At 35.1% G+C, this 20,741-nt stretch carries 19 protein-coding genes; 9 read left to right on the top strand and 10 right to left on the bottom strand.

Translation table 11 applies throughout. The features are described from left to right. Positions 1-20 precede the first annotated feature (20 nt). The 3 genes from fmt to AC5LXI_RS00275 form a co-directional block, all read right to left on the bottom strand. Complete coding sequence (gene fmt / locus AC5LXI_RS00285) at positions 21-986, bottom strand: methionyl-tRNA formyltransferase (protein WP_493443032.1); 966 nt, start codon at positions 984-986, stop codon at positions 21-23. A gap of 127 nt (positions 987-1,113) precedes the next feature. Further along, positions 1,114-1,416, bottom strand: coding sequence for a hypothetical protein (locus AC5LXI_RS00280; RefSeq protein WP_493443031.1), 303 nt, complete (start codon positions 1,414-1,416; stop codon positions 1,114-1,116). A gap of 989 nt (positions 1,417-2,405) precedes the next feature. After that, complete coding sequence (locus tag AC5LXI_RS00275) at positions 2,406-4,274, bottom strand: SLC13 family permease (RefSeq protein WP_493444325.1); 1,869 nt, start codon at positions 4,272-4,274, stop codon at positions 2,406-2,408. Positions 4,275-4,534: 260 nt separating this feature from the next. Between AC5LXI_RS00275 and AC5LXI_RS00270 the strand changes: the two genes are divergently transcribed. After that, the gene (locus AC5LXI_RS00270; protein WP_493443030.1) at positions 4,535-6,256 is read left to right on the top strand and encodes a thiamine pyrophosphate-dependent enzyme; all 1,722 of its coding nucleotides are present in this window, start codon (positions 4,535-4,537) and stop codon (positions 6,254-6,256) included. Positions 6,257-6,350: 94 nt separating this feature from the next. Here the strand turns inward: AC5LXI_RS00270 and edd are convergent, their stop codons facing one another. Both edd and AC5LXI_RS00260 read right to left on the bottom strand, forming a co-directional pair. Continuing rightward, a complete protein-coding gene (gene edd, locus AC5LXI_RS00265; RefSeq protein ID WP_493443029.1) occupies positions 6,351-8,156 on the bottom strand; it encodes a phosphogluconate dehydratase in 1,806 nt (601 codons plus the stop codon). A gap of 48 nt (positions 8,157-8,204) precedes the next feature. Continuing rightward, positions 8,205-8,735 carry a gluconokinase, GntK/IdnK-type gene (locus tag AC5LXI_RS00260; protein WP_493443028.1) on the bottom strand — a complete coding sequence of 177 codons (531 nt, stop codon included), beginning with the start codon at positions 8,733-8,735 and terminating at the stop codon, positions 8,205-8,207. A gap of 437 nt (positions 8,736-9,172) precedes the next feature. Between AC5LXI_RS00260 and gatA the strand changes: the two genes are divergently transcribed. The 8 genes from gatA to AC5LXI_RS00220 all read left to right on the top strand — a co-directional run bounded on the left by gatA (position 9,173) and on the right by AC5LXI_RS00220 (position 15,940). Beyond that, the gene (gene gatA / locus AC5LXI_RS00255) at positions 9,173-9,625 is read left to right on the top strand and encodes a PTS galactitol transporter subunit IIA (RefSeq protein ID WP_493443027.1); all 453 of its coding nucleotides are present in this window, start codon (positions 9,173-9,175) and stop codon (positions 9,623-9,625) included. Positions 9,626-9,642: 17 nt separating this feature from the next. Further along, a complete protein-coding gene (gatB, locus tag AC5LXI_RS00250; RefSeq protein ID WP_493443026.1) occupies positions 9,643-9,927 on the top strand; it encodes a PTS galactitol transporter subunit IIB in 285 nt (94 codons plus the stop codon). Between the two features lie 4 nt (positions 9,928-9,931). Further along, a complete protein-coding gene (locus AC5LXI_RS00245) occupies positions 9,932-11,281 on the top strand; it encodes a PTS galactitol transporter subunit IIC (RefSeq protein ID WP_493443025.1) in 1,350 nt (449 codons plus the stop codon). A gap of 120 nt (positions 11,282-11,401) precedes the next feature. Beyond that, entirely contained in the window at positions 11,402-12,445 is a 1,044-nt protein-coding gene (locus AC5LXI_RS00240; RefSeq protein ID WP_493443024.1) for an alcohol dehydrogenase catalytic domain-containing protein, read from the top strand. A gap of 92 nt (positions 12,446-12,537) precedes the next feature. After that, a complete protein-coding gene (locus AC5LXI_RS00235; protein ID WP_493443023.1) occupies positions 12,538-13,311 on the top strand; it encodes a DeoR/GlpR family DNA-binding transcription regulator in 774 nt (257 codons plus the stop codon). Between the two features lie 156 nt (positions 13,312-13,467). After that, positions 13,468-14,406: a hexose kinase gene (locus AC5LXI_RS00230; RefSeq protein WP_493443022.1), complete on the top strand. Its 939-nt coding sequence runs from the start codon at positions 13,468-13,470 to the stop codon at positions 14,404-14,406. 21 nt (positions 14,407-14,427) lie between these two features. After that, positions 14,428-15,282, top strand: coding sequence for a tagatose bisphosphate family class II aldolase (locus tag AC5LXI_RS00225; protein WP_493443021.1), 855 nt, complete (start codon positions 14,428-14,430; stop codon positions 15,280-15,282). Then, complete coding sequence (locus AC5LXI_RS00220) at positions 15,239-15,940, top strand: HAD-IA family hydrolase (RefSeq protein WP_493443020.1); 702 nt, start codon at positions 15,239-15,241, stop codon at positions 15,938-15,940. Before AC5LXI_RS00225 ends, AC5LXI_RS00220 begins: the two co-directional genes overlap by 44 nt. 128 nt (positions 15,941-16,068) lie before the next feature. Here the strand turns inward: AC5LXI_RS00220 and agp are convergent, their stop codons facing one another. The 5 genes from agp to agaW form a co-directional block, all read right to left on the bottom strand. Continuing rightward, a complete protein-coding gene (gene agp / locus AC5LXI_RS00215; RefSeq protein ID WP_493443019.1) occupies positions 16,069-17,316 on the bottom strand; it encodes a bifunctional glucose-1-phosphatase/inositol phosphatase in 1,248 nt (415 codons plus the stop codon). Positions 17,317-17,473: 157 nt separating this feature from the next. Then, entirely contained in the window at positions 17,474-18,634 is a 1,161-nt protein-coding gene (gene nagA, locus AC5LXI_RS00210) for an N-acetylglucosamine-6-phosphate deacetylase (protein ID WP_493443018.1), read from the bottom strand. Next, positions 18,624-19,061, bottom strand: a complete 438-nt coding sequence (gene agaF / locus AC5LXI_RS00205; protein WP_198201668.1) for a PTS galactosamine/N-acetylgalactosamine transporter subunit IIA — start codon at positions 19,059-19,061, stop codon at positions 18,624-18,626. The genes nagA and agaF overlap by 11 nt, the downstream gene beginning before the upstream one ends. A gap of 8 nt (positions 19,062-19,069) precedes the next feature. Then, a complete protein-coding gene (locus AC5LXI_RS00200) occupies positions 19,070-19,966 on the bottom strand; it encodes a PTS system mannose/fructose/sorbose family transporter subunit IID (RefSeq protein ID WP_493443017.1) in 897 nt (298 codons plus the stop codon). Next, entirely contained in the window at positions 19,956-20,738 is a 783-nt protein-coding gene (gene agaW / locus AC5LXI_RS00195; protein ID WP_493443016.1) for a PTS N-acetylgalactosamine transporter subunit IIC, read from the bottom strand. The genes AC5LXI_RS00200 and agaW overlap by 11 nt, the downstream gene beginning before the upstream one ends. Positions 20,739-20,741: the final 3 nt, after the last annotated feature.

Here is a 20,741-nt window from a genome sequence, read left to right as displayed (position 1 = left end):
CTGTAATATTTTATTTTTGACTATTGATTACTACCTAGTATTTTACCCACTTCAAACCAAGATTTACGAGAGTTTAGTAGGTCTTGGGCTGACATTGGTTTTTTACCTGCTGGTTGTAATATTGTCATATTTAATGCCCCATTGCTGGTGGCAATGCAGATGCCTTTTTTATCAGCTTGCAAAATAGTACCGACGGGTTGATTATGTTGAATTGTAATAACTTGAGCTTGCCAAACTTTTACGGATTCACCATTTACTTCAAAGTAACTAACTGGCCACGGGTTAAATGCCCGCACACATCGTTCCAATTGTTTCGCTGATAAATTCCAATCTAATTTAGCCTCTTGTTTAGATAATTTTTCGGCATAAGTGGCTTGTGATTGTTGTTGCTTTTCAGGTTTTATTTTTCCTTGGTTAATCAGTGTTAGTGTCTCAAGTAACGCTTGTGGCCCTAATTTAGCCAACTTTTCATATAATGTTGCACTGGTGTCAGACGATTCAATTGGGCATGCTAACTTATAAAGCATATCACCAGTATCAAGTCCGGCATCCATTTGCATAATGGTGATGCCGGTTTCGCTATCACCAGCCCAACAGGCGCGCTGAATTGGTGCTGCACCTCGCCATCGAGGTAATAAAGAACCGTGAACATTTAAGCATCCTAGTTTTGGCATATCAAGCACAGCTTGAGGTAAAATCAATCCATAAGCAACCACAATCATAATATCGGCATTAAGATTGGCAATGATCCGCTGATTTTCTTCTGTTTTGAGTGTGGTTGGTTGATAAACGGGAAGATTATTTTCGATTGCTAATTGTTTTACAGGGCTTGCCGTTAACTTATTTCCTCGACCGGCAGGCCTATCTGGTTGACTAAAGACGGCGATGACATTATGGTTTGAGTCAATTAAGGCTTTTAAATGTGTGGCCGCAAAATCAGGTGTACCTGCAAAAATAATATTTAAGGAGTTAGTAGTTTGTGACATGTGCAATATATCCATAATCAAAAATATTATGGATATTATACTTTAAATTAAATTAAGAATCTTTAATACACAAAAGTGTATCCTTAATTGATATCACTTTTGTATTTTATGAAGGGTATTTGATAGGCTATAGTGGTAGATTTCGTTGAATCATTCCTTCTTTATAAGCATCAAAGGTACAATTTTGTAATTTAATAAACGATTTAAAAAATATTCCACAAATCAAAATAGCTATAATCTTACTATCTTTTGATTTTTTAAATTTATTATAATTACGAATAAGAGCCTTATCGCTCATCTTTCCAGATTGGATTTTTTTTGACACGCGCTTATATGACCATTTACCTAATAAACCCACATATAGAGACATTAAAAAGTAAATAAATATTACAAATAAAATTGCAGTTATAAGTTGTAATAACATAGACATTTCTTGTGTATCCTTTATCTTATATCCCCATTGATATTTTTAGTTTTTGAAGCGAAATGATTATAACATTATTTTCAACTATGAAAAATATTATATATTTAAAATGGAATAGTATTGCCATCATACCAACATGATAATAAAAAAGGTTGATGATAAACTAGACTACTAAAGTTATATCCACCTAGCGCAATAATCATTCTTTTTACTGACGATAAAAAATAAGTAATAAATGAAGCCGATGTTGTAATACTTGAAATAAATAATACTAACGTTGAACCAAATAAAAAGATAAAGTCTAGCGTTTTATAAAGCCCAAACTGGTATAAATGGATGTTAGACCTTTTAGAAATAGTGAAATTCTACTGATTTTATTCAAAATAACTTCGAAAGGTATCAATACCTATAATTAGAATTGGTCAATGGAGCGATTTATAGGCACTAGGGGTATGTCGATACGATACAATGAGTTGGTTCCATTAATATATAAGCTTGAGCAATATCGTTAATATTTGATGAATAATCCTATACTACAAAATCTGTACCGATAATGGATATCAATTTTGTTTGGTATAAAGGATTTGGCTGGTTATATAGGTAAGTTACGTTGAATCATAGCGTTTTTGTAAATCTCGTAAGAGTTGGTAAAAATTTTTTTGATAAAATAATAGTTAAAAAATCCACCAATAATTCCGCCACAAAATATGCCCATAACAACAGCTGTTATGATAATTTTGGATTTATTATCTATAGTATTTTTCGTATCATTATATAACTTGATTAATCTTTCATCGGGCGTTTTACCATTATTTATTGAGTTTTTACCAATAATGTATGTAACAGAGTTAATATATAAATAAACTAAAAGCGCCAATTAGACATGTCATTATGCCTATAAACATGAAAAATTGTTAAGTGTCACTCATTTTCTAATTCCTGAATCTGAGTTACTTAATATAATCAGTTAATTATAAAAATTCTGTTTATTTTATTCAAAATGGGAAAAATAGTGGCACTAACGCTATATCTACCATCATAACCAAAAAGGTTAATGGTACTCCCACTTTGACAAAATCACTAAAGCTATACCCTCCCGGTGCAACGACCATTGTTTTAACAGGTGATGAAACCGGTGTAATAAACGAAGCCGATGTTGCAATCGCAACAGTCATTGCAAACGGATAGGGTGAATAACCAAATTTTATCGCTAAATCAATCGCAATGGGTGCAATTAAAATTGCTGTTGCGGTATTGGAAATAAATAATCCTACCGTTGAACATAATAAAAAGATGAAAGTTAAAACCATATAAGGTCCAAATGGACGTAAATGGATTTCAAGCCATTGTGATATGAGCGAAATCCCTCCCGTTTTATTTAGCGCAACTGCAAAAGGCATCATTCCGATAATGAGAATTAACGTTGGCCAATGAATCGATTTATAGGCATTAGCCATATCGATGCAGCGGGTCGCGCCCATTAATAAACAAGCAATAAGTGCAGCAACGACATTTGGGACAAGACCAGTAACCATTAAAATAATCATTACCGCTAGATTGAATAGTGCGATAAAAGCTTGGGAGCTTGCTGGTGCAACATCATCAATGTCTGATGGATAATCTAACACTACAAAATCACTAGTACGGGTTTGTAGTTTTTGTATTGATCCCCAATCTCCACACACCAAAAGTGTGTCACTCATTTCTAACCGTTCTTGGAATAAATTATTGGTTTCAACGGGGGCATGATTGCGCCAGATTCCAATAACCGTCAGAAAATATTTTTCCCTAAAATCAATTTCATTGAGTGTTTTTCCACATAATGATGATTCTGGTAGTAATGCAACTTCGGCCATGCCAACTTCTTTGACTTGTTCTGAAAAATATTCACCACGTAATACCTTTGGTTCAAGGTTGTTGGTGGTTAGGAAGGTACGATAGTCAGCTTCAGAATGCGACATGTCCAACAAAAGAATATCGTTTTCCCGAAATTCGGTATTACCATTAACTGGGATAAGTACTTTTTGAAATTTTCGCCAACGTTCGATACCAATGACATTTACACCATGTTCACTGCGTAAATGTAACCCATCAATGGTTCGCCCAACAAAAGGTGAGCCGGCAAGAATTTGGGCTCGATGCGCTCGGCCAATTAATTTATAATCTCTAATTAAATCGGTAATTTTACGTCGTTGCGGTTGACTATTGTTGGCGGTAACTTGGTCAGCGGTTAGTAACCAATTACGGGTTAATAAGCAATAACCCACCCCTACAATTAATACTCCTAGGCCAATTGGGGTAATTGAAAAGAAACCAAATTCAGTTAATGCTGCTCGGCTAAGTTCACTATTTACTACTAGGTTTGGTGCTGTGGCGACAAGGGTCATCATACCACTAATTAGGGCAGCAATGCACAGTGGCATCATGAGTTTTTTAACATGAATACCTGTATGGTTAGCAATACTGATAGCGACAGGAATAAAAATTGCAACAACCCCTGTTGAGCTCATGATGGAGCCCAATAAAGCCACCCCTAACATAATGAATGTAATTATCCGTATATCATTTTTACCGGCTGCTTTTAAGATATATTCACTCATTTTATAAGAGATGCCTGTTCTGACTAAGCTCTCTCCTATCACGAATAATAAGGCAATGAGAATAATATTGGGGTCACTAAATCCCGAAAGCGCTTCAGCAGGCGTTAATACACCAGTGACGGTGATTGCGGCTATCGTCAGTAGCGCAATAATATCCATTCTTAATTTACTGAATGAAAACAATATAATAGCTATAAAAAGCAAAAAACAGACAGTAATGAGTGGATAATATTCGATGATATAATTAGGTAAATAAGTAGACATTAATGATAAAAAACTATGCCCAGATGACGAATGTTCCACAAAAGGTAGCTCATGAAGTTGATTGGATTTTCGACATAATACCTTGGTTTATTGTAATAGGGAATATTTTGAAATAAAGATTATTGCTAGCTACCTCTGGTTAATATGACATTTTTAACATTTTCTGCTGTTTTATTTTTATACTATTCGCATTCACAATACTAAGGTGTAATTTAGTCAACTTAAGCTGTTTAATCTGAAAACCATTTTGAGGAGACAGTATGTCATCAAAAAAGTCAGTTGCACAAATTGTTGTTGATGTTTTATCTCAAGCCGGTGTTAAACATTGTTATGGTATTGTTGGTGATACTTTAAATCAAATCACCTCTGCTATTAAAAAAAGTGATATTGAGTGGGTGCATGTCCGTCATGAAGAGGTTGGTGCATTTGCTGCAGGCGCTGAAGCCTATCTTACCGATCAAATAACTGCTTGTGCTGGTTCTTGTGGACCCGGTAGCTTACATTTTATCAATGGTATTTATGAAGCCCAACGTAATAAAGTACCACTGATTTTATTGGCTAGTCAGTTAGTTACTTCCCAGCAAAGAACTGATTTTCCGCAAGAAGTTGACTTTGAAGCTATCTATAAAAACTGTTCTGTCTTTTGTCAGCAAATTACCGATCCCACACAAGCAAGACGAATCACCACAGCGGCGGTTCAAGCGGCGATAAATGAGCGAGGTGTTGCGGTTTTAGTCATTCCTTACAATATTAGTTTAGCTAAAGTTGAGGATAATAACAGACACAAAATTTATCACCCTAAACCAATCATCCGTCCATCTGATGAAGAGCTGGTACAAATTTCTGAAATTTTAAATAAAAACAGTAAAGTGACTATATTTGCTGGTCATGGCGTATCAGAAGCTCATGATGAATTAGTTGCCTTAGCCCAGAAATTAAAATCACCGGTAGTTCATACTTCAAGAGCTAAGGATTTTGTTGAATATGACAATCCTTATAATGTTGGTATGACCGGTATGTTTGGCATGGCATCTGGAGCAACGGCCATTAAAGAGTGTGATGTACTTTTGATGTTCGGCGTTGATTTTGCCTGGTCACAATTTTATCCTGATAACGCAACAATTATTCAGGTAGATATTGATGCAACTCATCTTGGTCACCGTCACAGTGTAGATATTGGTGTAGTCGGTGCTAGTAAACCAACCTTAGCGGCTTTATTACCACTGGTTGATGAAAAAACAGATAGCGAATTTTTAGACAAATGCCGTGGATTACATACTAAAGCAATCGATAAATTAAATAAAAAAGCGATACCATCAAAAGCCGTTATTCATCCACAATATTTAACCGAATTAATTGATAAACATGCAAATGATGATGCCGTGCTTTGTGCTGATGTTGGCTCCGCCATGGTTTGGGCGTGTCGGCACTTTTCAACTAATGGTAAAAGACGTACCGTCATTAGTTTAAAACACGGCACTATGGCCAATGCAATGCCACAAGCATTAGGTGTACAAAAAGCCTTTCCTCATCGTCAAGTAATTACCTTATCAGGGGATGGTGGTATTAGTATGTTGTTAGGTGATTTATTGACCACAGTCCAAGAGAATTTACCCATCAAAGTTATCGTACTTAATAATAGTTCACTTAACTTTGTTGAATTAGAACAAAAATCAGAAGGGTTGGTTGATCACTATACTGATTTAAAAAATCCTGATTTTGCTAAAGTAGCTAGTGCGATGGGATTATTTGCTATTCGTGTTGATAGTTCTGATTTACTTGAAGCAGCAGTGCAATCATTCTTAGCCCACTCTGGACCTGCGTTATTAGATGTTAAAACGAGCGAATATGAATTGGTTATGCCACCTGAAATTCATACCTCGCAAGTAATGGGGATGGCGCTTTATAGTGTAAGAGCATCATTGAGCGGAAAAATGAAAGATGTGGTTAATTTGTTGGTGGATAATTTTGTGAAAAAGTAAGCGAAGCACCTTTGTTTATCTAAAAAAGTTGAGGAAAGGGGTTTTGGATGTGACTTTAACGATATCTGCCGCATTTTGCGGCAGATAAGTTGGGTTAAAAACTAACAGCCCCTTCTTCTGCTGAAGTGAGATTTTCTCTAATAACGGTATAGAGTTCTCGACCAAAGCCTTGATGAGAATCGTTTAAATCAATTGTTGCGGCTTTTCGTGCTGCCAGCTCAACCTCATCAACCAGTAATGTTATTTCACCCGTTTGACCGTTGACGCGAATCATATCGCCTTGTTGAACTTTGCTTAATAATCCACCAGCATAGGCTTCCGGTGTAACATGAATAGCTGCTGGAACTTTGCCTGATGCGCCAGAAAGTCGTCCATCGGTTAATAAAGCAATTTTATAACCACGATCTTGCAAAACGCCTAAAGGTGTTATTAATTTATGTAATTCTGGCATCCCGATAGCTTTTGGCCCTTGATAACGCACCACTACAACACAATCTTTGTTAAGATTGCCGGCTTTATATTCTGCATCTAAATCATACTGACTATTAAATACCACGGCTGGTGCTTCAATTATTTGGTGCTCAGCAGTAACCGCAGATGTTTTCATTATGGCTCGTCCTAAATTACCCGACATCACCTTTAATCCACCATGCGAGTTGAAAGGTTTGTTAATTGAAGCAATAACATTTTCATCTAAGGATTTGCTTGGGCCTTCACGGAAGATGAGTTTACCGTTTTCCAAAATGGGTTCTTTAGTATAACGGCTTAGTCCTCGACCAACTACCGTTTCAACATCTTCGTGTAATAAACCAGCAAATAATAATTCTCTAACCAATAAAGAAGTGCCGCCAGCTGCTTGGAAGTAGTTGATATCAGCAGGCCCATTTGGGTAAATTCGACTTAATAACGGCACAACAGTGGATAGGTCTGAAATATCATCCCAATTAATAATAATACCCGCCGCTTTAGCCATCGCGACAATGTGCATAGTTAGGTTGGTTGAACCGCCTGTTGCTAAAAGCGCGACTAAGCCATTAACAATCACTTTTTCATCAACCATTTTACCAACTGGCATATAGTTACCCGATTGGTTGGTTAAACGAGTGATCTGTTTTGCTGCAGCATTGGTGAGTTCATAACGTAATGTGGTTTCAGGATGAACAAAGGCCGCTCCAGGTAAATGCAATCCCATTAACTCAATGACCATTTGATTGCTATTTGCGGTACCATAGAAAGTACAAGTTCCGCTGGTATGGTATGAGGCTGATTCAGATTCTAATAGATCTTCGCGTGAGGCTTTTCCTTCCGAATAAAGTTGACGAATGCGAACTTTTTCTTTATTTGGTAACCCTGAAGGCATCGGTCCAGAAGGAACAAAGATGGCGGGTAAATGCCCAAATGATAAAGCACCAATAAATAACCCTGGTAAGATTTTATCGCAGACACCCAAATAAAGTGCACCATCAAACATATTATGTGATAGCCCAACGGCAACTGACATGGCAATCACATCTCGGCTCATTAGCGAAATTTCCATACCCGGTTCGCCTTGAGTTACCCCATCACACATAGCGGGTACACCGCCAGCCATTTGTCCAACAGCACCTATTTCATGTAAGACCTTGCGGATTTGTTCTGGATAAAATTCATAAGGTTTATGCGCTGATAACATATCGTTATAAGAACTGATAATGCCAATATTACTTTTTAATATATTTTTAAGATCATTTTTCTCATCAAGGCAACAAGCGGCAAACCCATGAGCTAAGTTACTGCAAGGTAAGCTTGCGCGTGTCACTTTTTTTAACATAGCGTGTTCTATTCTTTGCAAATAAGCTTCACGTGTTGCTTTAGACCGATTAATAATGCGCTGAGTTACAGCTAAAATAGTTGGATTCACATTAACCTCTTGGATTTTATTTATTATAATTTTTGAGCTTTTATCAATTTATTCGCAATGGCGTATTGAATTAATCACCCGTGTAGCATCTTGAATGACCTCATTTAGCGACTGTTCAATATTGATTGCATAGATATCTTTTTCATCAGCTGTTGGCTCTTCCAGTGTGTCAAATTGTGACTGTAACATGCCAGTTTTTTGGTAATGTCCTTGACGTTTAGCTAAACGCTGTGAGATTACATCGAAACTTCCTTTTAAATAAATAAAGTGCACATTTTCATTTTCACCACGAATAATATCTCGATATTGTCGCTTCAATGCTGAACAAATAATGACCGAAATGCCACTCACATTACTCATTGCAAATGCAGCGTTACTAATTAAGTTTAACCAAGGCATTCTGTCATCATCATTTAGGGGGGAACCGCTACGCATTTTTAATATATTGGTCTTTGGGTGTAAAAAATCACCATCTAAAAATGCGGCATTTAGGTTATCGGCTATCTGTTTGGCAACAACCGATTTACCACTACCTGATACACCCATGAATACGAAAACATGCTTCCTTTGTTTTGTCATTACACAATTTCTCCAAAATCATCTGTTACGGGTAACATTTTGTCACTATAAACCTTTATTGCAATATAAAAAAGTAATTTTTGTGATTTAGATCATATTTTTGCTAATAATTAGAGTAGACATCTTTTTTGAATAGTTTTAGTTAAAATAAATACGTAATTAATTAACTTAATAATTTATCATTATTTTTCATAAAATGAATTTTCGTTATTATCAATGATTCATCAATATAAAAATAAATTCATCTTAATCTCACATAATAATGCGCCATATCTAATCGATTTAACTTTAGGTTTTTGAACTTTTTTAAAAAATAGATTTCGATCACAAAAATGATATTTGTTATTTGCTTTTAATTTCGAAAGCTAATAATCTTTCGTTATAACTTTTGATTTCGAAATATAAACGAAAGTAAAATTTGATAATGGAGATCAAACATGAATGAATGTCAATTTTTGATAGAAGACAATATCAAGCTTAAAGATGAGCTTGATGCCTTAACATATATTAGTGAACAATTACAACAAAAGCATATTGTTAAAAGAAGTCATTTAAAAGCGTTAATAGAGAGAGAAGCTTTATTTCCTACCGGTATTGCACTTGATGGTTATGCTGTCGCTATCCCTCATTGTGAAGCTGAACATGCTATTAGCCCTGCTATTTATATTATTCGTACTCAATCTCCTGTTGTTTTCAATCGTGCTGATGAGGATAGTACGGTTGAAGTTTCATTAATTATTTCACTGGTTGTTACTTCTCCAGAAGATCAACTGAATCTATTAAAAGCACTTTTTTCAAATTTACAAAATAAAGAGTTTTATCACTTTTTAATGAGTGCTGAAGCGAATGAAGTTTCTGAGTATTTTAAAAAAGTGATTATTAAACAATAAATTGACTAGGAGGCATTATGAAAAAAAAGATTATTGTGGCATGTGGAGGTGCTGTTGCAACATCAACGTTGGCAGCAGAAGAAATAAAAGAGTTGTGCAAAGAAAACAATATAGATCTCGATCTTGTTCAATGCCGTATTAATGAAATTAATACATTTATTGATGATGTTGATTTGATCTGTACTACTGCGAGAATGGATCAAACCTTTGGAAATATCCCTATTGTTCATGGTATGCCTTTTGTTTCAGGCGTTGGGATTGATCAGCTGAAAGATAAAATATTATTGATTTTAAAAGGATAAGAATATGTTTACTGAAATTATGCAGTACATTTTGGATCTTGGTCCATCAGTAATGTTGCCTATTGTTATTATTCTATTTTCATTAATATTAAGAATGAAAATTGGTGATGCACTAAAAGCAGGTATTCATATTGGAATTGGATTTGTGGGTATTGGCTTAGTTGTGGGATTGCTAACTAGTTCGGTGGGGCCAGCCGCTCAAGCAATGGCTGAAAGATTTGATATCAGTTTGAAAGTCGTGGATGTTGGTTGGCCGGGCGCAGCGCCAATGACATGGGCTTCACAAATTGCCTTAGTTGCGATACCAATTGCTATTGCCGTTAATATTCTAATGTTAGTTTTGCGATTAACGAGAGTTGTCAATGTGGATATTTGGAATATCTGGCATATGACTTTTACCGGTGCACTTGTTTATATTGCTACAGATTCTTACTATTTAGGTATAGCTGGAGTCATAGTACATGCTGTTATCGCTTATAAACTGGGTGACTGGTTTGCTAAAGATACCAAAGAGTTTTTTGAACTTGATGGTATTGCTGTTCCTCATGGTACCTCAGCTTATTGTGGACCTATAGCGGTATTTGTAGATGCTGTTATTGAAAAAATCCCCGGCGTTAACAAAATTAATTTTAATGCTGTTGATATGCAAAAGAAGTTTGGTGCTTTTGGTGAACCGGTAACTGTTGGTTTATTTATGGGGATCTTATTAGGTTTATTGGCAGGATATGGCGTGAAAGAGACATTACAACTTGCTATTCAAACCGCAGCAGTGATGTTACTTATGCCACGAGTAATTAAACCAATTATGGATGGTTTGACACCAATATCTAAACAAGCTCGAAAACATTTACAATCTAAATTTGGCGGACAAGATTTTCTTATTGGTTTAGATCCTGCCTTATTATTAGGTCATTCAACAGTTGTTTCAGCAAGTTTAATCTTTATTCCTCTAAGTATTTTTATTGCCATTATCCTACCTGGTAATGAGGTTTTACCATTCGGTGACTTAGCAACCATTGGCTTTTTTGTTGCTATGGGGGTGGCTATTCATCAAGGGAATTTATTTAGAATTATTATTTCGGGTGCAATCATTATTGCCATTACATTATGGATTGCGACACAAATGATCCCATTAACCACACAATTGGCAGTTAATGCCGGTACTATTACTGATGGTAATAATATTTTGGTTGGTGCAATGGATCAAGGTGGATCACCGATTACTTATATTATGGTTCAACTTGTTAATTTAAAACAACCTATAGGCTTTGCCTCTATTGGATTATTTTATCTATTGTGTTTATTTTTGACATGGAAAAGGGCGCGTAAATATCAATCATCAGTTAAAGAATAAATGGACTAAATAACTTGAAACAATTTAACCACAATCAATAAATATGTCATTTGCAAGCTTTCACTGGAAAACCAGTGAAAGCCATAAACAAACATCATTTATTAGCTATAAGGAAAAAAAATGAAAGTAGTTATCGTTAATGATGGGGGTAATTTATCTGTTATAGAAATGGAAAAACCCAAAATAACATCTTCAAATCAAATTTTAGTAAAAGTGGCTTATTCTGGACTATGTGGTTCAGATATTCCAAGAATATTTCATCAAGGCGCTCACTATTATCCGATAACTCTCGGTCATGAGTTTAGTGGTACAGTAACGGAAATTGGTAGTGATGTTACAGAATTTGCTATTGGTGATTTAATCTCTTGTGTACCTTTATTACCTTGTTTTGAATGTGATGAGTGCCAAAAACATTATTATTCACTTTGTAAAAATTACACGTTTGTAGGCTCAAGAATCAGTGGTGGTTTTGCTCAATATATTGTATTAAATAAAAACAATGCCTTCAAATTACCAAAAGGTGTAACCCCTCTTGAAGGGGCTTTCTTTGAACCAATGACTGTTGGAATGCACGCTATTTTATTAGCGGATGGTTGCAGAGATAAAAATGTCATTATAGTCGGCGGCGGAACAATTGGGTTACTTGCTATGCAATGTGCCAAAGCCATGGGAGCTAAATCAATAGCCGTTGTTGATATCAATGATGCTCGTTTAGATCTTGCTAAATCATTAGGTGCCGATCAAGTTTACAATTCTAAAAATCTTAGTGCAGAAGAAATATATCAGGGGCTATCAATAAATCGATTTGAGCAAGTTGTTCTAGAAACTGCTGGTTCACCTGCTACCGTTAAGTTAGCCATTGAGATAGCAGGCCCTAGAGCAAAAATTGGTTTAGTTGGTACTTTACATAATGACGTTACACTTTCTGAAAAAACCTTCGGATTAATTTTAAGAAAAGAATTGCACATTTTGGGGAGCTGGATGAATTATTCTGCACCTTGGCCGGGTAAGGAATGGCAACTTGTGAGCCAATTTTTCCTTGAAGGAAAAATAAAACTTGAACCACTTATAACAAGCATTGGTGACTTTGATGCGTTTATTAAACAAGTTACCGAATTAAATGGTCATCCTATGAATGGGAAGATATTACTAAATTGTATGTAGTTTTTGATTTAATTTAATCGTTGAAAATGAAAACTTATCTTTTGATTTTGTTTGTTATACACTGCTGAAATAATTTCGAAAAAGGAAATATTATGAATGCAAGTGAAAGACGCCAAGAAATAATAGAACTTCTTAATATGAACAGTACCGTGTTGGTGTGTGATTTATCCAAGAAATATGATGTTTCTGAAGTGACCATAAGGACAGATCTTCGATTACTGGAAAAACAAGGAGTGCTTACTCGATTTCATGGCGGTGCAACCAAAATTATAGATAACGATGATATTAAATCATTTAAAGAACTGCAATTAGAAGAACGTTATCAGCGATTTATTGAGGCCAAAAAACGTATTGCTTTAGAGGCAGTTAAACAAGTGAAAGAAGGTGATATTATTATCTTAGATAGTGGTAGTACAACTATGTTGATAGCAGAAGAATTGGTAAAACTTAAACACATTACAGTCATTACCAATAGCCTTACCTCTGCTTTTATATTATCTGATAATAGTGACATTATGTTATTAATTTGTGGTGGTACACTTAGACATAAAACCCGCTCTTTTCATGGAAAAATTGCCGAACAATCTTTAGATGGTATATCAGCTGATATTTTATTTGTCGGTGCAGATGGTATTGATGCACAAAGAGGAATAACAACATTTAATGAAGGTTATACAATTAGCAGTGTAATGGCGAATGTTGCAAAGAAAGTCGTTGCTGTTTTGGATTCATCTAAATTTGGGCGTAATGGTATCAATATTGTATTACCACTGAACAAACTTGATGTCATCATCACAGATACTAGTGTAGATAGTAAATACAAACAAGAATTCGAAAAGCAAGGCATTAATTTGATAGCAGTTTAATCGTTTCATTGTCGATTTTTATATCTTTTTTAATATTGATCACAAATATTGGGTGAAATAATAAATCGTAATTCAACACGATATTGACCATATTTGAAAGTCAAGATCATTTAAGATTGTTATTTCTCACAACGATGTAAATGGGTAGGTGAGAAAATGATATTAACAATTACGATGAATCCATCTGTCGATATTTCATACTCTTTAGATAAATTAGTTATTAATGATATTAATCGAGTATCAAATGTAAGTAAAACAGCTGGTGGAAAAGGTCTTAATGTTACGCGAGGAATAAATTTTTCAAATATTCCTGTTTTGGCGACAGGGATTATTGGTGGAACTACCGGTAAATTTATTCAAGAGCAGTTAGATGAAGACAAAATAGCTTATAACTTTTATGTAACACAAAAAGAATCAAGAAATTGCATTGCAATTTTACACGAAGGTAATCAAACCGAGATTCTAGAAGCAGGTCCTAGGTTAGATAATGATGATGTTGAGCAATTCTTACAAAATTATAGAAAGTTACTCAATCATGTAAAAATTATTACAATTTCAGGATCATTGCCTCAGGGTTTTCCCGTCAATTTCTACGTCAATCTAATTGAGCTAGCAAATAAATATCAAATACCTGTTTTGCTTGATTCTTCAGGACAAATGTTGCTAGCCACACTGAAATCTCAATATAAACCTTATTTAATAAAACCCAATCAAGAAGAATTAAAACAGATTATTCAGATGGATATAGATGTTAATGATAGTCATTCATTAATAAAAGCACTTGAACACGATACTCTTGTTGATATCCCTTTGATTGTTATTTCATTAGGTAAAAATGGTGCTTTTGCTCGTTGTTTTAATCACTATTACCAAGTTTCCATCCCGAAAATCAATGTTGTTAATCCAGTAGGTTCTGGTGATATCACTTTAGCAGGGCTTGCGGTCAGCCTACATGAAAATGAATCAATAGACGTTATGTTAAAACGTGCCATGACTATGGGAATGCTAAATGCCATGGAAGCTCAAACTGGGTTTGTTAATATGAATAACTACCATAAATATTATCAACAAGTTGAAGTTAAAAAAATTATTTAAAATTTTAATTAGGAGTAAATTATGTATCTTATTTCCAGCCAAGAAATGTTGAAAAAAGCTCAACGTGAGCAGTATGCTGTTCCTGCGTTTAATATTCATAATCTTGAAACAATTCAAGTTGTGGTTGATACTGCTAAAGAATTAGGATCACCGGTTATACTTGCTGCAACACCAGCTACCTATAATTATGCTGGTACACCATATTTAATTAGTATCTGTAAAAAAGCCGCTGAGATTCATCATTTCCCATTTGCTTTGCATTTAGATCATCATGAAAATTTGAGTGATATTGAATCTAAAATCGAAGCAGGTATTCGTTCAATTATGATTGATGCTTCTCATTATCCATTTGAAGAGAATATTAATATAGTAAAGAAAATGGTCGCTTTTAGCCATAAATATAATGCAAGTGTTGAAGCCGAACTTGGTCGTCTAGGTGGACAAGAAGATGATTTGATTGTCGATGATAAACAAAGCGCTTTCACCGATCCTGATGCTGCTAAAGAGTATGTTGAAAGAACCGGTATTGATTCATTAGCGGTAGCGATTGGCTCTGCTCATGGATTATATAAAGGAGAACCTAAACTTGATTTTCAACGATTAGCAAAAATTCGAGATAAAGTTGATATTCCTTTAGTTTTACATGGTGCTTCCGGCATTCCAGAGGAAATGGTCAAAAAATCTATCTCATTAGGAATTTGTAAAGTAAATGTCGCAACAGAATTAAAAATTGCGTTCTCTGATGCTTTAAAACAAGACTTTAAAGAACATCCAGATGCTAATGATCCAAGACACTATATGCAACCGGCTAAAGCAGCGATGAAGAAAATAGTTGAAGAAAAAATTCGCATTTGTGGCAGTGCAGGTAAATTATAATATGCAAGCAAAGGGTATTTTATTTGATTTAGATGGTACATTAGTTAACTCATTACCAGCAGTTGAACGCTGCTGGTTAGGCTTTGCCGAGCGCCACCAACTTAATCATTCCTATGTATTAAAAACCATTCATGGCCGTAAAGCTATCGATAATATAAAACTATTCTTACCTAATAAGCCAGAAAGTTTTATCGCACAAGAGTATCATTGGCTGGAACAATTAGAGGCTCAAGATATCAAAGATATTGATGAAATATCTGGTGCAAGTCATTTCTTACAACAGTTATCTTCACTTAATATTCCTTGGGGAATTGTAACCTCTGGTACCAAAAAAGTAGCGGATTCTCGCTTTGCTATTCTCAATGTAGCTAAACCGAAAGTTTTTATTACCGGTGAAATGGTTTTTAAAACAAAGCCTGCGCCTGATGGCTATCTACAAGGTGCAGATTTACTCGGGTTGCCTGCTGATGAGTGTATTGTTTTTGAAGATTCTAAAGCGGGCATTGAATCAGCATTTAATGCGAATTGTCAAATTATTACTGTTAAGACTCCTAACTCACTTGATGATAATCCTATGTTAAATATCAATTCTTTTGACGAGTTAGTTATCAATAAATTAAACCAGAACAATTTTGAAATTTTGAAAAATAAGGTATGAAGTATGATTAGTAAATTTATTACTTTATTTAATCACATCTGAATCAGCAAATATCTTATTGAGTAATTGTTGATAATATGTTCAATATTTGCTTAATTTGAACATATTATCAACGGTGTTATCCATTATTAATTTATATTACCGATGATTTGTTTAAAGGTTGAAAATGAACAAAAACCTAAAGTGTTAATTGGACAATTTTCCATTGCTAATGTTACTTTATGGGGTGGATTGCTACGATTTAATTGGCTCAAATTGCGGATTTGTTCAGTTGATTGATAAAAATATTCAATTTTCATCAATGCTTCGCCACTTTGATTATTACGCCATTTTTGGAATACTATTTTGCCACCAATTGGTGTGGTTTCAAATTGATCGGGGAGTGTATAAGATTTAATTTTTAATGCTGCAAATAAAGATGCCACATTAGAATCATGACCGACTAAAAATGTAAATTTGGTATGATTTTTTTCTGAGAAAGTTTGATTAATATAGTTAATTAAATTGGCGGCAACCTGTTTTGCAATAACGGGTGAACCAAATAAAACGGTATTGTAATATTCTTTTATAGCAACTAATTGTTCAAATTGTTTATTATTTTTTATTTTTCCCCAAGCAATATCTTGCAATGGAGCGCCTTCATAATATTGTAAAATAAAGGCATCAGCGATTGATGTTCCAGTTCGAAGAGGACCAGTTATGCCGGGCTCTTTGCCTTTTTCAATAATAAGTTTGGTTGGTAATTCGCTAAAATCACACTGTTTATCGGTCAAACAATTAGTTGATTGGGTATAATTTATAATATTAGACAGATCTCGATAGGTGTTATTAAGTTTCTGATTTAACCCTTCAATACCTTTTGCGTTAGCTGTTTGGTTGATTGAAGTGATTGCCGCTTGTTTAAACTCCAGGTTATCATCACTAATCACAGGAAAAAACACTGGATCCATAGTACCTAATTTTTCCTTATGAATAATTGGTACAATACAACCAGGAAAAGCGCCAACTGTAAAGTACTGGCCGGTTGCGATAGTACGTTGTAAACTGTTGGTGTACATATACACCTCATTTTCACTCGGGCAGGTATTTTCGGTTAAAAGTTTATTATCAACCAACCATTCACTAAAGTAATGACCAAAATAGCTTTCTAATACCCCGCCACGTGTCGTCAAATAACTGGCAGGAGTATCCCATTGTGGCCATTGATTGGGGGTAATTTTACCAAGAGTGCTTGTTGGACTGGAAAGTGGGGCTCTTAAACCATGTCGGCTAAATACGACAACTTGTTCTAAGGTATAATTATCTAATGTTTCTATTGCTGGTGCCGAAAAAGAGAAAACCAAAGATAAACCTAATATTATTTTTAGTTTTTTCATAAATAAACATCCTTTTAAATATTGTTTGACGAGATAAGATCACCTTTCGATTTCTGTTATGAGTGGCAGGTGAGTAGTAATTCCTTTAATTAAATAGTCTGTTTTTATTCTATATACTCATCAACTTTAATAGCATAAAACAAAAGAAAACAGATTGTTAAACTAAAACCTTGCTAAGATCAGCGGATGATTTATAAACAACATGACCATTTATAATGGTTGCAACAATCTGATTATCATCATTTAATAATACTAAATTGGCTAATTTGTTTGGCGCAATACTACCTAAAGTATCATCAATCCCTAATGCTTTAGCTGGATAATAACTACCATGTAACCAAGCCTGTTCGAAAGGTATATTAGTATAATCAGCAAAATTAGTTACCGCACGCTCAAGGGTCAACGTGCTACCAGCTAAACCACCATTGTTAGTCCGAACAACACCATCTTGCATATGTACTTGTAATTTACCTAGATAATAATCGCCATTTGGCATCCCCGTTGCTTGCATCGCATCAGTAATTAGTAACAGATTTTTTCCACAACATTTATGGGCGATGTTAATCGCAGCTGGATGAACATGATGTCCATCGGCGATAATTTCGGTTTGACAGTTGTCGATACTAAATGCTGCACCAACAACGCCTGGTTGTCTATGATGTAATCCGGACATACCGTTATAGCAATGTACCACGCCGCTGGCACCAGCTAATATTGCATCTTTAATTGTTTGATAGTCGGCATTAGTATGACCTAACATAACACGGATATTTTGTTCATTTAGCCATTTGATAATAGCGAGGGTATTTGGGTATTCTGGTGCTAAAGCAATGCATTTTAATGTCCCTTCAGCCAATGATAACCATTTTTCAATTATTGCACGATCAGGTGCGCATAGAAACTCTTCAGGATGAGCGCCCTTATGTATATCACTAAAAAAAGGTCCTTCTAAATACGAACCTAATATTGTTGCGCCTGAAACGCCTTTTTTTATACTGTTTTTGACTTGTATTAATGCTGCTTCAATCTTTTCATAACTTTCAGTTACTGTTGTTGCTAAAAAAGCACCCACTCCGTGTTTTGCTAAAAAACAGCTTATGGTATTTAATGATTCATGAGTAGCATCCATAGTGTCAGCGTCCATAACACCATGAATATGAGTATCTATGAGCGCTGGTAACAGTTTTATTTGGTTCATACAAGGTTTATCATTAGGCTGAATATCAATAATTTTTCCATTATTAATACTGATAATTGCATTATCAATCCAACCAACAGGTGTTAAAACCTTTTGAGCACAAATTTGTTTAAATTCCATCAGAACATTCCTTATCAATAGTTGACTGTTTTTGATGTTCATGCCATAAGCTAGTTATTGTTTGTCTACCATTTTCAATAGTTTCTTGACGAATGGTTGTGATATCTAAATTTTCACGTAGTAACAAAATTTCAAGTAACAGCGGCATATTAACACCGCTAATTACTTCAATATTTTTGTGTTGATAACTTAGAACCGCCGCTAATCGAAATGGTGAACCACCGACAATATCAGTTAAAAATAAAACGCCGTCACCACAATTAGTTTCCTGAAATGCTTGGTGCAATTGTTCCTCTAATTGTTCGCTACTCATACCATCAGGAAAATTTATAGCCGTAAATTGTGGTTGTTTACCAATAATTTGGGTGGCGGCTTCGTAAAGCCCGGTAGCAAAGCTACCGTGGCCGGTTAATATTATCCCTAACATAATTTCCTCTATAAAAATCCAACTAATTTACCTACAACACCAATAATAACGGTTAATCCAATTAATTTTACTGGTGAGAAATTACGTTTCATTAAACTATAAACAATTAAGGTAAAACCAAGTGGTAATATATTGGGCATCAATTTATCTAATACATCAGCTTGTAGCGCAACATGAGCCTGTCCTGCATTTATTTCTAACGGTGTAGATAAATGTACATATGAGGCAACTAATGCGCCTATTACCGTCATACCAATTATAGATGCAGCATGTGAGATACGTTTTGTGTGTGTTTTTAATAAAGGTAAAGCACTGGTACCGGCATGATAACCATAATGAGCTAAACCAAAACGTAAACCAAAATGCACAATATTAAACATTAGTAGGAAAATTATTGGTCCAAAAAAGCTACCTTCTAAGGCTAATGATGCTCCAATTCCAGCGCATATTGGTAGTAAAGTTAACCAAAATAATGCGTCACCGATTCCACCTAATGGTCCCATTAAAGCGACTTTCACCGCGCGTATAGTTGAAATATTTTCTTTGCCTCTCTCCATGGCAAGAACTAACCCAGAAAGGAAAGTGGCGTCAAAAGGATGGACATTAATAAATTCCATATGCATATGCATCGAATTTTTAAGATCATCTTGGTTTTTATGTATTTTACGTAATGCTGGTAAGATAGTATAAAGCCAACCTCCAGCTTGCATACGTTCATAGTTGAATGACGCTTGTAAAGCAAGAGAACGAAATGCCATTCGGTTAATATCACCTTTGGTTAGTGTTACATCTTGGCTTTGATCATAAAAAGTATCGGCTGTGGCTTTGCTTGTCGCTAATGCTTGTTCCATACGTTTTGCTTCTTTCTCGGCCATTTTTTTATCGTGATCGTTATTAAATTCCATCTTCCACCTCCATTGAATCTGAGCTTACTGGCTTGTTACTATCGTTGTTTTCACGGCCATAATTAAAGAAATCAATCATTGCTATAGCTAGCGCGCCTAATGCAATCGCTAAAATTGGTAAATTAAGGAAAGTCACACCAAGAAAACCTAAAATGAAATAAGCAATATAGGTTTTCTTCATCATAATTTTCATTAACATTGCAAAACCGATGGCCGGCATCATACCACCAGCAACACTAAGACCATCAAGCAACCATTGCGGTGATTTTTTAACTAGTGCTGTTGCTGCGTCAGCACCAAAGTAGATAGGTAAGAAAGCAACAATAAAATAGAAACCAAAAAGAATAATCATGCCAAGATAGTTAACCCATTCAATTCCTTTAAAATTGAGTTGATCAACGAAGCGATCACATTTATGCATCATTGGTGAGTATATGGTGAATAAAATAGTGATACATCCTTGTACTGCAATAGCAAATGGTACGGCAATACCTATTGCAACTTTAGGATCTGCATGAGTTAAGATTGCAAAACTGGTGCCAATCACACCACCGATAACCACATTAGGTGGTTGTGCTCCTGCTAACGGTACCATTCCCATCCATACCAGTTCTAATGAACCTCCAACATATAAACCGGTTGTAATATCGCCTAAAATGAATCCAACTAACGGTCCTATTACGATCGGTCTGTGTAAATGAGTCAGGCCATCAAATAAATCTACGCCAGCTATACCGGCTAGAAGCCCAATTAATAATGCATCCATTAACATAGT

It is taken from the genome of Gilliamella sp. LMG 34361, assembly GCF_984569075.1.
This window is presented reverse-complemented; position numbering and strand designations above follow the sequence as displayed.

Bases quoted from the DNA above. Each gene is read 5' to 3' on its own strand.
- AC5LXI_RS00280 (WP_493443031.1), bottom strand. From the start codon at position 1,416: ATGTCTATGTTATTACAACTTATAACTGCAATTTTATTTGTAATATTT.
- fmt (WP_493443032.1), bottom strand. From the start codon at position 986: ATGTCACAAACTACTAACTCCTTAAATATTATTTTTGCAGGTACACCT.
- AC5LXI_RS00200 (WP_493443017.1), bottom strand. From the start codon at position 19,966: ATGGAATTTAATAACGATCACGATAAAAAAATGGCCGAGAAAGAAGCA.
- agaF (WP_198201668.1), bottom strand. From the start codon at position 19,061: ATGTTAGGGATAATATTAACCGGCCACGGTAGCTTTGCTACCGGGCTT.
- AC5LXI_RS00270 (WP_493443030.1), top strand. From the start codon at position 4,535: ATGTCATCAAAAAAGTCAGTTGCACAAATTGTTGTTGATGTTTTATCT.
- AC5LXI_RS00225 (WP_493443021.1), top strand. From the start codon at position 14,428: ATGTATCTTATTTCCAGCCAAGAAATGTTGAAAAAAGCTCAACGTGAG.
- nagA (WP_493443018.1), bottom strand. From the start codon at position 18,634: ATGGAATTTAAACAAATTTGTGCTCAAAAGGTTTTAACACCTGTTGGT.
- AC5LXI_RS00245 (WP_493443025.1), top strand. From the start codon at position 9,932: ATGTTTACTGAAATTATGCAGTACATTTTGGATCTTGGTCCATCAGTA.
- AC5LXI_RS00235 (WP_493443023.1), top strand. From the start codon at position 12,538: ATGAATGCAAGTGAAAGACGCCAAGAAATAATAGAACTTCTTAATATG.
- AC5LXI_RS00240 (WP_493443024.1), top strand. From the start codon at position 11,402: ATGAAAGTAGTTATCGTTAATGATGGGGGTAATTTATCTGTTATAGAA.
- gatA (WP_493443027.1), top strand. From the start codon at position 9,173: ATGAATGAATGTCAATTTTTGATAGAAGACAATATCAAGCTTAAAGAT.
- AC5LXI_RS00275 (WP_493444325.1), bottom strand. From the start codon at position 4,274: ATGTCTACTTATTTACCTAATTATATCATCGAATATTATCCACTCATT.
- agaW (WP_493443016.1), bottom strand. From the start codon at position 20,738: ATGTTAATGGATGCATTATTAATTGGGCTTCTAGCCGGTATAGCTGGC.
- gatB (WP_493443026.1), top strand. From the start codon at position 9,643: ATGAAAAAAAAGATTATTGTGGCATGTGGAGGTGCTGTTGCAACATCA.
- AC5LXI_RS00260 (WP_493443028.1), bottom strand. From the start codon at position 8,735: ATGACAAAACAAAGGAAGCATGTTTTCGTATTCATGGGTGTATCAGGT.
- AC5LXI_RS00230 (WP_493443022.1), top strand. From the start codon at position 13,468: ATGATATTAACAATTACGATGAATCCATCTGTCGATATTTCATACTCT.
- agp (WP_493443019.1), bottom strand. From the start codon at position 17,316: ATGAAAAAACTAAAAATAATATTAGGTTTATCTTTGGTTTTCTCTTTT.